Consider the following 13,373-nt stretch of genomic DNA (forward strand, 5'->3'; position numbering starts at 1 on the left):
GCTATTCGTATCACGATATCCGGCAATGGCTCAGACACTAACTTTATTGATGTCTTCAAGTTTTAATCCAGCTCTTCCGAAGCCTGATGATGCATTGGTAAAAAAAATGACCAGCTCATCTGTTAATTTCGAAGATAACCGGGAAGCCTATTTGAAAGAAAAAATAGACTTTATGAAAGCTATTTACGGCAGCAGATATATCCTCAATGAGGAAAAAGAGCAGGTGCTAATTATTGAAGATGAAATCCGAAAATCTTCTTCGGTAAGACCTTATCGCCAAATAGTCGCCCTCGTAACTTATATATTTAATCCGAATGTTCTTATTGATATTCAGGCGCCTACTATAGTGATACATGGGAACGAAGATCCGCTTTTCAGTATAGAACATGCGACTGATTTAAAAAACAATATATCCGACTCTCAGCTGATCATAAAAAAAGGTATGGGACACGCTATACCAGATTCACTGTTTCCGTCGCTTGTGAAAGACATTTCAAATTTTATTGCTAAAGCTGAATGAAACATCATTATCAAAATGTGAGTAACAACGGTGAGAGATATGGTTTTGGAGTCCATTGCCATTGATCATGATATCTGTCAATAAAACCTATTCCCGGCCAGGGAAGGTGGGATGTGCAAACTATAGATTTTTGCTCATAACATTGTTCCAGTATATTTTTTCGGGTGTTGATTCCCAAAGAAAAATCAGCATCCCATTGTGTTCCCCAAACCGGATTAGAGATCAATACAGAACTATGAACCAGATCAACCAGATGCGTAATGGACAGCTTATCCGAATACACTGTAAAGATGATGTGCCCAGGAGTATGTCCGGGAGCTGCCTGTGTTTTAATACAGGAAAATAATTCATCACCTGCATCAAATATTTCTAAACGGTGGGTAATGGCGTTTAATATCTGCTTAACCAGTGAAACAGACGCATGCCCAAACTCCGGTCTCCGGCTGTTGGAAAAATCAGGATTCTTTGCAAACCAAAATTCCAGTTCAGTTCGTGAAATACAGAATCTTGCATTTGGAAATGCCAAATTACCATCTTCGGTTAATATGCCTCCAATGTGATCCCGATGAGCATGCGTTATCAATACATCAGAAATATCACTGGCTTTAAATCCGGCACTTTCCAGGCTATATAATAGTTTGCCTGCATTTTTTTTATCATAAAAGCCTTCTCCTGTATCTATGAGTATTAATTGTTCATCCTTTCGGATAAGCATCACATTAATAGGAGCTTCGTAGATATCGGCAGGTAAATGCAGTCGGTTAAGCTCTTTTTGAAGATCTGCAGGTGTTGCATCCGTTGCAATAATAGGCTGATATGATCCTATATCAAAATATCCATCGAAAAGAATATAGATTTCCAGGTTATCAAATGGAATCTTGAGGTGACTGTAGTTTATTTGCGTATTCATCAGGTACTACGATTTAATTAGTGTTTTGTTTAAAAAAGGAAATATTCGTGGTGCTAATCCAGTCAAAACATGTCCCATTTCCGGAATGGTTATTATGGTAAAGTCGTCGATAATATGTTGCAATCTAGCAGCAATTTCCTGAGTAGAGCGGATTACATCCTGTTCTCCGCCAATGAATAACACAGGCATTGTCAAACGGCTGAGCTCATCATCTGAAAAAATATATTCTTTTTCTATCCTCGCATTAAAATTGGTTTGTATTAAATCCATAAATGCTACAATTTTTTGATCCACACGCTGGCTTCCCAAGACCAATCTATTAATCTTGATACGTCCAGTTGTTCCCAAAAGGGAATAGAGGATGGCTTTTATGATAAATGTTGTTTTGGTAGGAACTACTCCCGCCGGTGTCAGCAAAATCAGCCGGTCGACTAATTCAGGAAAGCTTGTTGCAAAGCGCAATGCCAGCCATCCTCCTTGCGATAATCCGATTATATTTGCCTTGCTGATATTGAGCCTGTCAAAAATCTCTTTTAGCCATTTTGTGAAGTCATTTGTTTCATAAGAAAGTCTGGTTTCTGCGCTCTTTCCTGCCTCTCCGATAATATCTATTGCTATGACTTTATATTGTTTTGAATATTCAGCCATGTCGGATAACCATGATGTCGCATTAGAAGACGCGCCATGCAATAAGATGATAATTTCTTGGTGTTGACTTCCTGCCGCCAAAAAATGGGTGTCCCCATAAGTTGTTTTCAGGACACCGGTTTTCAAATTCAATGGAGCATTTTTTATGGCATCGTCGTAAGTCCGGATAATTTTGTCTTTTCCTTCAGGGCTTTTAAAGATTGATTGATTCATGAATGGTTTGTATAAAGTTGTAATTGAGAATTAGATTAACGTCCTGTCGCTTTATCATCTCTTAAAGTCATGACCGTACTTGTTATCATAGCGGCTTTTTTACCATCACTGCGGAAAATATCGCATTGATAATGGCTTAAGTTTTTTCCACTATGTAAGGGTGATGCTTTGGCAGTGAGTATATCCTCGAAAACGGGTCGGTAAAAATTGATTTTCAATTCTACAGATGTAAAAGTTTCGCCTTCCTGAATAAGGGTCGAATGTGCGGTTCCGATGGCTGCGTCTGCCAGTTCACAAAGCAGACCTCCGTGAATGGTTCCCTGTTGGTTACTGTGCTTTTCTTTTGTAGCATTGATCTGTACAGTAGCTGTACCTGAACCGGCTTCAACAATGTCTATCCCCAATGTTTTTGATATTGGTGTCGGGTAATGCATGTGCGTATGCATGTCATCTGTGATTTCCCTTTTTATCAATTTATTTAAGTAATCCAATATTGATAACTTTGTCATATCTGTTGTTATTTATATTTGTGTAAAATAAACCAATCGGTCTTTTTTGTGATAAAAAATTATATCGTTTCCATGCGTCCGATTATAGATTGTATGGCGTTCAAGTGGTGCAAATCATGCTCCGCAACAAAATGCATCAGGTCAATGATATTCATTGGTTGATGTAACCTAGGATGCATACTTGTCTTCAGTAAATCTTTTTCACTCAATGTTTGAAGCATTGTAATGGTCCCGGCTCTTACATTTTTCAAACCTTCAGCAAGCTCTTCAACCAACATTTTGTTGAAAGAAGATTGATCGGTTGCTGTATTGTTTAAATCGGCAGGAGACATATCAGGCTTTCCTTCCTTTATATCTCTAAAACGGATTCGCCATAGGCCTTCTAAGAGAATCAAATGTCCTATATTTTCATTGACAGACCATTTATTTCCCTTTTTGAGCGTTGAAACTTCTTTAGGACAACTTTTCAGCAGTTGATATAAAACGACCGGAAAATGTTCAAGGCGTTGTAGAAATTTGTCAAAATATTCCGAACCTGTGTTTGAATCAAATTGTCGATCGAACCATCTGACAAATGATTGTGACTTTACTTCTTTCATAAGTATCAATTTATAGGTTATTACTGTTTATCCATTCTTTGACAGGTATTATCCACTCATCTAATGCCCTGAACAGAAAGCCGTGTTCTAGGCCTGTGTTGAGGGTAATTTCTTTAAAAGATTTTAAATCAGAATCTTTAAACCTAAGTTGCCTTGATAATAACTCAGCGTCAACATCAGTTTTTTCATTAATCGATAAAATGTTACCGTAGAGCCTGAACTTTTGATTTTTATTCATCGAATCATTTTTAAAGCTTGCACCAATGAAAACAAATTTCAAATCTGGATTTTTGGCATAATAGGAGATATATTGAGCTATATAACCTCCCTGAGACGTTCCAACAATTGAAATATGGTCATAAGGAACTCCATCACTGTGTAAGCTGTCAATTTTAAGAATCATTTTTTTTGCATATATCTTGGGATTAGTGCCGGGCTTTCTTTTTTCAGATAGTATAACAGAATTTTTAGACTGAAGTTTTTCTAAAATAGCTGTATATGCCGCTGGTCCGTATTTAGGATGGGATTCATTTAACGAATGTTCTTCCAAAAATTTATTATGCAAAAAAAATACATACTTTTTTTGAGTACTATTTTGAGCATTAACAGTAAGTGGAAGAAATGACAGATAAAGAATTATTAACCTGAAAAACATATAATTTGAATAAACCGAGTATTTTAATTTAAGGACAATATAAAATTTTATTGTTCCTTATCCGTAAAATGCCTTTTTGAGGCTTTTAATGCATATACCATAGGAATTTTGTCTCCCAGATGAGCAATTCTGAACTTACCGGGTTCAAATTCAATTGAATTATTGAAATTATTGTATGGTGAATAATCAAATTCTTCAATGGAATTTATTTCTAAACCATTTTGCATCAAACTACCTATCACTTCGGCTAAGCCGTGATTCCAGCCAATTGATTTGACTTCAAATTCCGCATCCTTATCTGCATAAGTTCCTTTTTCGATTTCTATGATGGCTCCGGAATTAAAATACCTGTATTCAATCTTTTTAAACGCCGAGTCAAACATCCAGACAACCGGATGAAATTCTACAAAAACAAATGTACCGCCGGGTTTCAGGAATTTAGAAATAATTTTTGCCCACCGATCCAGATCAGGAAGCCAGCCGATGGTCCCATAACTTGTAAAGACAATATCAAACTCGCGATCCAGATGATTGGGCAGATCATAAACATCGCTGCAGATAAAAGCTGTTGAAACATTACTCTGTTTTGCCAGTTCCCGTGCTCGATCTATTGCTACATCCGAAAGGTCAACGCCGATCACATCCACTCCCAGGCGACTTAAAGAGATACTATCCTGTCCGAAATGGCACTGTAAATGCAATACGGATTTGCCTGTCAAGTCTCCAAGTAAATTAATTTCTATATCTTTTAATGAACTTTTCCCTTTCAAAAAGGCATCCAGGTTATAAAAATCAGAATTGATATGAGCTTCTGTTCTGGTATTCCAAGAATCCCTGTTTATTTCCAAATAATTGTCTTCTGCATTCATATTATTTATTTACTGAGGTGAATTGATTTTTTGCCATTCCTCGTAGCTGATTACGCCAAGTTCTGGTTGACTTTTACCGTTCAGAATATGGATAAACTCCAGTTGATTTCCGTCTGGATCGTCAAAATAAAGAGCAAGTGCGGGCATCCAGGTAAAAACCATTGGTTCATTGCTGCCATTTTTGAGAAAATTATACGCCTTTAATCCGTTTTTATCTAAAAAAGTATTTGCATCTTTTAAGATAAAATCTTTGGAACAGCTGAATGCAAAATGTCTTTTATGGAGATTACCCTGTTGTTCCCAAAGTCCAAGCATGGCCTTTTTATTTTCTCCAATCCAAAGAAATGCAATCGGTCTGGTTTCATCATAGTGTGCAAACTCAAGTCCCAATATTTGAGTATAAAACTGAACTGCGTTTTCCAAGTTGCTTACTTGAATGTGTGTCTCGTATAATCCTTCAATCATTTTTATATATTTTATTATTAATAATTATAGTATTTTGATAATTAGGGACATTTGTCATCTAAGCATATGAATTATCGGATAATCTTTACCTGATCCATCTTTTTCAGATCGTCCTAATTTTCTGAACCCTAATTTTTCATAAAATCCGATAGCCTGATAATTTTGCTCATTGACGTCAACCTTTGTAATGCCTATTGTCTCATCCATAAATTAAAATAGGCTCTTTCCATAACCTTTGCCGCGGTAGTCATTGTGAATAAAAAGCATTTCGAGGTTTCCTTCTGATACCGAAGAAAATCCGATAGGTTTCCTATTTTCAATAAGAAGAAATACTTCGAGATGGGTCAGATAATCTTTTGGGATGATTTCTTTGAAATAAATGAAATCTTCTTCGGCAAGAAAGTCGTGAGTTGCTCTTACAGCGGATTCCCAGATTTCCATGATTCCTGGATAATCTCCGGTGGTTGCGAGCCTGATTTGTGTTGGCATAACTTTAAGATGGTAATTTAGTTTTAATGATATTTTATTCGTTTTTTAGTATAATATTTATTAAAATAAACCGATCGGTCTTTTCATAAGCAAAAAAAAATTATGCTTTCAGATTGCTGATCATTCTCTCTAAAAAGGACATCGCTATATTAAGCTCTGTCATATGCTTGTTGACCTTTGCCTGCATAAAAGCACCTTCGATCATCGAGATCATCACTACAGCAATTTCGGTAGGGTCGGTATCTGCTTTTATTTCATTTCTATCTATGCCGCGTTTGATTTGATTTTCGATAGATGTTTTCCAAAATGCCAGGGCTTTTTGTACGCGTTTCTGCAGTGCCGGATGTGTATCATCAGCCTCCGTGGCAGTATTTAAAATAGGGCATCCTGCCTGCAAATAAGGGTACCTAAAATAGTTCTTGTAGGTATGAGGATAAACCAACAACCTTTCAAGTGAGTCTTTAGTTGCTAAAATACGTTCTTTCATATGCTGCGTTACCTTAGCAAAATTATAGTCAAATACGCTTAATGCAATCTCATCCTTATTCACAAAATTACCATAGATGCAACCTTTCGAAAGACCAGTGGCGCTCATTACATCATTTATGGATGTACCCGCATAGCCTTTCACATTAAAAACGGTCGAAGTTTTCTCTATGATCAGCTGTTTGGTAGTTTCGGATTTTTGAGTTTTCATCAGTACTATTTTCTTACCCGGGACAAAGTTAAATAATAAAATAGAACAATCGGTTTTTTTTATGAATAAAGTTAACAACTGAATTTATTTCACTGCTAATTAGATGGCAACTTTTATGATTTTCGGTAATTTTGCAATTATTTCATGTTTGCATAGTCAGAATCTTGCGAAATTAAGTAACGAATGATACCTAAGATTAACGATGCCAAGTACATATTCTTTAGACAAGTGTTCTTAAGGAGCCGGAAGCTTCTAATATAATATGGGCATTTAAACAAGTGGCCAAAGGTCATTTACCTACAGCTATAGTGCGTGTTGAAATGAACAAACATGATGGGAGGAATATTTCTTTAAATGCTTTTATGGAAGCCTTAAAGAATGTAGCTTATTGTGGGAAGTTATTATTACGTGCTAATGGAAAAGAAGAGGAGAAAATAGTGGAGGGAAAACACGAGCCGTTAATATCAGAAGAGCTCTTTATGAAGGTTCAGAATGTTTTACGACGAAAAGGGACCAAGGACCTAAGGTTGCCAGGAGGAAAAGCAATTAATGATGAAAGATACCCTTTGCGAGGAATTTTGCTCTGTCCTAAATGTGGAAACAATCTTACTGCGAGCGGTTCAAAAGGAAGAAAAAAGCATTACTACTATTATCATTGCAGTTCTGCCTGTGGATTTAGACATAATTCTGATTTAGTTAATGAACTATTTGAAAGTGAACTTTCAAAATATGAGTTTCAGCCTGGTATTAGAAAAATTTTAAATACGATAATTCTACATAATTTCAAAAGTGTTTCATCAACGATAAAAGATGAAAGATCTACTATTACAAATAGAATCAACTCTCTAAATGAAAGAATCTCAAAGGCAAGAGATATGTTTTTATCTGATAAAATCGATGAAGATGATTTTAGAGACATTAAGAATAGGTATAAGGGTGAACTGGACGAATTAAAAGAAAAGTCAGGTTTGATAAAGAAAAGCCCCGAGAGTGAAATTGAAACTAAACTTTCTTTGGCATTAGATGCTGTAACAAATGTAGCAGATCGTTACAGAAATGCCAATTTGATTGATAAACGGGCGATTGTTGGTTCGATATTTCCTGAAAAGTTAACTTTTGACGGAACTAGTTTTCGAACCGCTAAAATGAATAGTTTTGCTAAAAGTATTTTTTTGATTAAGAAGGAATTAGGTGGAAAAAAAAGAGGGGATCAAAATTTGAAAAATCTTAATCCCCGTCTTGTGACATCACAGGACTATATTCAAACCAATTAATATTAGATATTGATAATATTTTGAATGTATTAAATGTTGTTTAATTTACATTCATTAAAAATTGAAGCTAAAAAATATCTGTTTTTTAGCTGGGCAAATTCGGTTTGGTACTTTATCTATAAAGCAATAAAAAAAACATTGCATGGGATTATAAGGGATTAAAGTTTTAGCACCACGATTATACTTTTTCGTTGATGATTTGACCAATGAAAATGCTAAATGGAGAATCTCAATATATTTATTTCATAGCCTTTGAGCATAATTTTTTTAAACAAAATTGATAGTTTCGTAAAGCTTTGATACAATCAGGATTGAAATAGTAGTAAATTTCAGTTATTTCAAAGTCCATTTCAGTAGCCAATTATTCCGTTTCGGTAAAGATAAAAGTCAGATGTCGGCTTCTCGTTCATTTCTTTGTATTAATAAATATAAATAATTGAACCAGAATATTATGAAAAAATATTTTTTTCCAGCTGATTCCATAAAACGAAAAACCGGAATCAGATTAGCGGGTATTGCCCTTACTGCATTGCTGCTAGTTTCAGCCTTTGCGTGGTCTGCAGGTCTTATTGGGCAACGTAATACGACCAGAACATTTTTAGAGAATACACCGGATTCATTTCCGGCAGGATACCGTCGGGCTCACGGCAAAGGTATTTGCTTTGAAGGCACTTTTCACGCTTCTGGAAATGCTGTGCCATTATCTATAGCACAGGTATTTGGACAGAAAGATGTTCCTGCAGTGGGTCGATTTTCTTTAGGTACCGGCAATCCGCACGCGCCGGATAATTCCAGCCGTACAGTAAGTATGGCTTTGATGCTGACATCTGCTGATGGCGAACAGTGGCGAATGAAATTGAATAATAAACCTTTTTTTGGCACTCGGGATGCCGTAGGATTTCTAAAACAAATTGAAGCTTTTAAGCCCGATCCTACAACAGGAAAACCTAATCCTGAAAAGGTTGCAGCTTTTCTTAAAGAATACCCTGAAGCAAAAAAGTCTATGGAATATGATGCCAAGGCACCCTGGACTAAAAGTTTTGCAGGCTCGGAATATTATGTTATCAATGCATTTCTTTTAATAGATTCCAACGGAAAAGAACATCCTGTTCGTTGGTCAATGCGTCCGCACGCTCCCTTTGTTTCGATGAGCGCAGAAGAACGAAAAAAGGCTGGCCCAAACTATTTATTTGATGAATTGAAAAAGCGACTGGAAAAAGCTCCTCTTTATTGGGATCTGGTATTGACTATCGCTGAACCCGGAGACCCTGTCAACGACCCCTCCCAACAATGGCCTGCAAACCGTAAACAAATCATTGCAGGGACTTTGGAAGTTAACCGTGTTTTTGATCAGGCAGAAGGTGGGTGCAGGGATATCAACTTTGATCCAACGCTTGTGCCGAAGGGAATTGCGTTGTCTGATGATCCTGTTTTAGCAGCAAGGGCAGGTATATATTCTCATTCGTACAATGACAGGGTAAGAGAAATCGGTTATGGCAAAGCGACCGATGCTGTAGGAAAACCTAAAAAGACAACTCTCAAAACAAATAACGATGAATAATAAAAAGCTGACTCAGATGCCTCCTTCATCTTTTAATATTACGGCGCGAATCCTACATTGGCTGATGGCCGCAATGATATTAACAATGTTATTCGTGGGAGTAGGAATGATGACATCATTAACATTAAGGCCTTGGCTGCTGGATTTGCATATACCGTTGGGAGTAGCTGTACTGCTGCTGGTAATTGTCCGTTTGATCAACCGCCTGACCAGACCCGTTCCAAAGCTTCCCGGTGAAATGCCGGGCTGGCAGAAATATATGGCTACGATACTGCATTGGGTATTTTATGCGCTGATGTTTGCACTGCCTCTTTCCGGCTGGGCACAGCTGTCAGCCGGTGGCTTCCCGGTGAGGCTTTACCCGGGTTTCCATCTTCCCGCGATATTAGAACAAAACCCAACTTCTTATGCCTTGTTGCACGATTCACACCGGATAATGGCTTGGGCGTTTTTCTTTATGATAGTCGGGCATCTTTCTGCGGCCTTGATTCACGGGTTTATTTACAGAGACAACATTCTGCAATCAATGATAGGGCAAAAAAAGCTAACTGATAAATCTGAGGAAATCTGTTCTGACCAATAAACTTAAGAAGGGCAAAATGCTATCGGTGTAAAAGTCTTTGTATATTTAAATTCTCATTTTTTAATTTATAATGAATTTTAATAATATAATTCGACTTAACAATTGAGATCTATTTTATGAAGAAAGAACAAAATGCATTTTTGAATAACCGCTGGAAACGAATATTGATTGTTTGTTTTGCCTTTTTAATGATGTACCTCATTTCATTCATCATCGATCCGTTCTCTCCTTACTGGGGCAATTTTTTTAAAAGGGATTGGACGAAAGTAAGCCGGGATCTTGCAACCTCTTTTATTTTTTGCTTTATTGTATCAGAAGTGAGCATTCTCATCAGCAACAGGTTTAACCAAAGTGTTCCCTGGACCAATTATCCTGGAAAGCGTTTTACGATTGAAATATTTCTGAATCTTTTTGTAATCCTGGCAGTACAGCTGATTATTAACTTTTTCAAATCGAGGATGAATGGAAAACCTCTGACTTTTGGATTTGGTCCGGGAGGATCCGTAGAAGAGGCAAGAGGGATGATCCAGTGGCTTGTCGTTAGTACTATTATTGCACTATTTATCGTAGGAATTCATATTGGCAATTACCTGATATCAAATTGGAAAAACGAGGCATTAAAGGCTTCAGAGCTTAAGCAGGTAGCATTGGATGCTGAGTTACAGTCATTAAAACTTCAGATAGATTCACATTTTGTATTCAATAATCTGAGTGTATTGTCTGAGACCATCCTCAAAGATCAGATGCTGGGATATGCATATGCTGAAAACTTTTCCCGTATATACCGTTACCTTCTTCTAAATGCTAAAAAAGATATTATTACGCTGGAACAGGAGCTTAAATTTTTAGAGTCTTACCGATTTCTTATTGAACACCGGTTCTCTAATGGGGTACAGTTTCATATCTCTGCAGATGAGTCATCAAAAAATCTTTATATGCCGCCTCTTACCTTGCAGCTTCTTGTCGAAAATGCGTTAAAGCACAATAAAACGAACCGAAAAGAACCACTGATCGTACGCATCAGTACTGATAATGCGCAAACATTGACAGTTGAAAATAATATGCTGCCAATTGCAAAGGTTCAAGATTCTTTTGGTATAGGATTAACCAATATAAAACGTAGGTATCATTTGCTGTCAAAACGGCCGGTTGAGATCAGTAAAGCCAATAATTGTTTCAAAGTAACCATACCACTTCTTAAACTATGATGACAAGCAGGATTTTAATTATTGAAGACGAGATTCCCAATGCAGAAAGACTTGTTCGTCTGCTTGGTAAAGTACGACCAAATGCAGAGATAGTAGCTGTTATTGAAAGCGTTGCGGAAAGTGTGGAGTGGTTTAATGAAAATGAGCAGCCCGATGTTGTGATGATGGATATCAGGCTGTCTGATGGATTAAGTTTTGAAATTTTTGAAAAAGCGGAAGTCCTTTGCCCCGTTATCTTTACCACTGCATATGACGAATATGCAGTCAAGGCGTTCAGGTATAACAGTGTTTTTTATCTTTTGAAGCCTATTGAGCAGGATGAACTGAATATGGCTATAGAAAAACTCGAAGCAAAGACGATTGTAAAAATTGATCGTACATTAATGGAAACTCTTTTAACTTCTCTGAAGCCACAAGGTTACAGGAATCGTTTTCTGATATCATATAGAGATAGTTATAAGACTGTACTCGTTGATGATATAATGTACTTTTATTCAGAATTTAAAATGACGAAAGCCAGGCTGGCTAATGGTGAGGAGGAAATAATTCCGGAAACGTTGGAAGAACTGGAACAGCAACTTGATCCCAAATTATTTTTCAGAGCCAACAGGCAGTATATTATAAACATTAATTCTATTTTACAGATCAGCAATTATTTTAAGGGTAAGCTTAAAGTAAAACTAAAAAAAAGCGATGAAGCAATTATCATAAGTCGAGAAAAATCTGCACAATTTAAATCTTGGATCGGTTACTAATCAAGAGGTTGTCATTACGAAAATAATATTATAGCAATTGAGATTTTAGCTTAATAATATATTCTAATTTATTGTAAATTAAATGTTAAAATAAAGTATGGTATATAAAATATTTCCTCGTCACGTAGTCATTTAGAATTAAAATACATTAAAATTATATTGTAAAATTCTGGTAGCCACAAATTTTAATGTAGAAAAATCGAGATATAAAAAAACTTTCATACAACTGAGTTTGCGTAAGTGCACAATAACAAAATCGGTTCTTTAAATGTTCAAGCAAGTACAGTTAATTGAGTAAATTTTAAATAGACTGTTTTTTAATGATTGTCAATAGTTTCATCGCAGCCGTTTTTCCCATTTCATAGCCGTCGTTAATGATACATTCATAGGAATCGTCCAGATATTTTGGAAGAATTCCCTCCGTTATGGCAACGACTTTAGCTTTTGGGGAAGCCGTTTTTTTATTGACAAGGGAACTGTGCAGTCCGGCAAGAGTCTCATCACTCATTACAAAGTAACCGTCGAAGTCTTCATAATCAAAGATGATACTCATTTTCTCCTTTACCATATCGGCGGAATTGCAGTAGATGATCTTGCACTTTACATCTTTGTGCTTATCGATAACCTCTGAAAAATGATTTTTACGGGTTTGTGATATTTCCAGGTTTTCATCCCCGAAAATAGCAACAATATTTTTACAGCCAGCTTCTATGAGCTTTTGGGCGGCAGTTTGCGCATAAAGCCTGTTGTCAAATATCACCTCTTCAAAGACATTTTGTGGAATGGTCTTGTCGAAAATGACCAAAGGAAGTTCCAGCTCCTTAATTTTATTGAAATGGGTGAGGTCCTTTGTCTGTCTGCTGAGAGAAATCAGGATGCCATCCACCCTTGAGTTGATACAGGTAAGCAGATTTTCCTCTTCCATTCCCAGAGATTCTTCCGAAGAAAGCACAAAAAAGTTATAGCCTTCCGAATGTAGCACGGAGGAAATCCCTTTGATAATGGAAGGAATGAAAAACATCGAAATTTCCGGGATGATAAGTCCGATAACCTTGGATGATTTCTTTCGGAAATTGATGGCGAAATCATTCGGGACATAGTTGAAGGTATCTGCAACCTCTTTTACACGCTGTTTTACAGCTGCACTGATGTCAGGGTGATTCTTAAGCGCTCGGGACACTGTAGAGGTACTTATATTGAGCATTTTTGCAATATCTTTTATAGTGATTCTTTTCATTTTGAGTTAATGGAGTATATTTTTGGGGTAATTTAGTAATGATTTACATTGTTTTAATTGTTAAAATATGTTAAATTTGAAATATTCAAAGTTAATAAAACGTTAAAATAAAATTTTGTTACCAACCGCAACCGTTTGCGCAACCGGTTGATATTAACGCAATGTTAATACAATATTCAAA

The 13,373-nt window shown here is 36.5% G+C and carries 17 protein-coding genes; 6 read left to right on the forward strand and 11 right to left on the reverse strand.

Going from position 1 to position 13,373, the window contains the following annotated elements; translation table 11 throughout:
* Positions 1-25: 25 nt before the first annotated feature.
* Positions 26-520 (forward strand): alpha/beta fold hydrolase, encoded by a 495-nt coding sequence (locus AC59HC_RS05580; RefSeq protein ID WP_496558138.1) that lies wholly within the window; start codon positions 26-28, stop codon positions 518-520.
* A gap of 10 nt (positions 521-530) precedes the next feature.
* Here AC59HC_RS05580 and AC59HC_RS05585 read toward each other — a convergent pair whose 3' ends face one another.
* From AC59HC_RS05585 to AC59HC_RS05630, 10 genes are all read right to left on the reverse strand, one after another.
* Positions 531-1,430, reverse strand: coding sequence for an MBL fold metallo-hydrolase (locus AC59HC_RS05585; protein ID WP_496558139.1), 900 nt, complete (start codon positions 1,428-1,430; stop codon positions 531-533).
* 6 nt (positions 1,431-1,436) lie between these two features.
* The gene (locus tag AC59HC_RS05590; RefSeq protein ID WP_496558140.1) at positions 1,437-2,291 is read right to left on the reverse strand and encodes an alpha/beta fold hydrolase; all 855 of its coding nucleotides are present in this window, start codon (positions 2,289-2,291) and stop codon (positions 1,437-1,439) included.
* Positions 2,292-2,326: 35 nt separating this feature from the next.
* A complete protein-coding gene (locus AC59HC_RS05595) occupies positions 2,327-2,800 on the reverse strand; it encodes a PaaI family thioesterase (protein WP_496558141.1) in 474 nt (157 codons plus the stop codon).
* 59 nt (positions 2,801-2,859) lie between these two features.
* Complete coding sequence (locus AC59HC_RS05600; protein WP_496558142.1) at positions 2,860-3,399, reverse strand: DinB family protein; 540 nt, start codon at positions 3,397-3,399, stop codon at positions 2,860-2,862.
* A gap of 10 nt (positions 3,400-3,409) precedes the next feature.
* Positions 3,410-3,949 (reverse strand): alpha/beta hydrolase, encoded by a 540-nt coding sequence (locus AC59HC_RS05605; protein WP_496558143.1) that lies wholly within the window; start codon positions 3,947-3,949, stop codon positions 3,410-3,412.
* A 152-nt stretch (positions 3,950-4,101) separates the two neighbouring features.
* The gene (locus AC59HC_RS05610; RefSeq protein ID WP_496558144.1) at positions 4,102-4,923 is read right to left on the reverse strand and encodes a class I SAM-dependent methyltransferase; all 822 of its coding nucleotides are present in this window, start codon (positions 4,921-4,923) and stop codon (positions 4,102-4,104) included.
* A gap of 9 nt (positions 4,924-4,932) precedes the next feature.
* Positions 4,933-5,388 carry a VOC family protein gene (locus tag AC59HC_RS05615; RefSeq protein ID WP_496558145.1) on the reverse strand — a complete coding sequence of 152 codons (456 nt, stop codon included), beginning with the start codon at positions 5,386-5,388 and terminating at the stop codon, positions 4,933-4,935.
* Positions 5,389-5,442: 54 nt separating this feature from the next.
* Positions 5,443-5,595 carry a hypothetical protein gene (locus AC59HC_RS05620; protein WP_496558146.1) on the reverse strand — a complete coding sequence of 51 codons (153 nt, stop codon included), beginning with the start codon at positions 5,593-5,595 and terminating at the stop codon, positions 5,443-5,445.
* A gap of 3 nt (positions 5,596-5,598) precedes the next feature.
* Positions 5,599-5,877 carry a GNAT family N-acetyltransferase gene (locus AC59HC_RS05625; RefSeq protein ID WP_496558147.1) on the reverse strand — a complete coding sequence of 93 codons (279 nt, stop codon included), beginning with the start codon at positions 5,875-5,877 and terminating at the stop codon, positions 5,599-5,601.
* A gap of 100 nt (positions 5,878-5,977) precedes the next feature.
* The gene (locus tag AC59HC_RS05630) at positions 5,978-6,574 is read right to left on the reverse strand and encodes a TetR/AcrR family transcriptional regulator (RefSeq protein ID WP_496558148.1); all 597 of its coding nucleotides are present in this window, start codon (positions 6,572-6,574) and stop codon (positions 5,978-5,980) included.
* Positions 6,575-6,831: 257 nt separating this feature from the next.
* Between AC59HC_RS05630 and AC59HC_RS05635 the strand changes: the two genes are divergently transcribed.
* The 5 genes from AC59HC_RS05635 to AC59HC_RS05655 all read left to right on the forward strand — a co-directional run bounded on the left by AC59HC_RS05635 (position 6,832) and on the right by AC59HC_RS05655 (position 11,955).
* Positions 6,832-7,848 carry a recombinase family protein gene (locus tag AC59HC_RS05635; protein ID WP_496558275.1) on the forward strand — a complete coding sequence of 339 codons (1,017 nt, stop codon included), beginning with the start codon at positions 6,832-6,834 and terminating at the stop codon, positions 7,846-7,848.
* A 451-nt stretch (positions 7,849-8,299) separates the two neighbouring features.
* On the forward strand, positions 8,300-9,409 hold the full coding sequence (locus tag AC59HC_RS05640) for a catalase family peroxidase (RefSeq protein ID WP_496558149.1): 1,110 nt from the start codon (positions 8,300-8,302) through the stop codon (positions 9,407-9,409).
* Positions 9,402-9,992, forward strand: a complete 591-nt coding sequence (locus AC59HC_RS05645; RefSeq protein ID WP_074234364.1) for a cytochrome b — start codon at positions 9,402-9,404, stop codon at positions 9,990-9,992. Before AC59HC_RS05640 ends, AC59HC_RS05645 begins: the two co-directional genes overlap by 8 nt.
* A 116-nt stretch (positions 9,993-10,108) precedes the next feature.
* Positions 10,109-11,200, forward strand: coding sequence for a sensor histidine kinase (locus tag AC59HC_RS05650; protein WP_496558150.1), 1,092 nt, complete (start codon positions 10,109-10,111; stop codon positions 11,198-11,200).
* The gene (locus AC59HC_RS05655; protein WP_221408301.1) at positions 11,197-11,955 is read left to right on the forward strand and encodes a LytR/AlgR family response regulator transcription factor; all 759 of its coding nucleotides are present in this window, start codon (positions 11,197-11,199) and stop codon (positions 11,953-11,955) included. Before AC59HC_RS05650 ends, AC59HC_RS05655 begins: the two co-directional genes overlap by 4 nt.
* 301 nt (positions 11,956-12,256) lie before the next feature.
* Here AC59HC_RS05655 and AC59HC_RS05660 read toward each other — a convergent pair whose 3' ends face one another.
* Positions 12,257-13,192: a LacI family DNA-binding transcriptional regulator gene (locus AC59HC_RS05660; protein ID WP_074234357.1), complete on the reverse strand. Its 936-nt coding sequence runs from the start codon at positions 13,190-13,192 to the stop codon at positions 12,257-12,259.
* Positions 13,193-13,373 lie beyond the last annotated feature (181 nt).

This window comes from Chryseobacterium sp. DZ-32 (genome assembly GCF_059587025.1).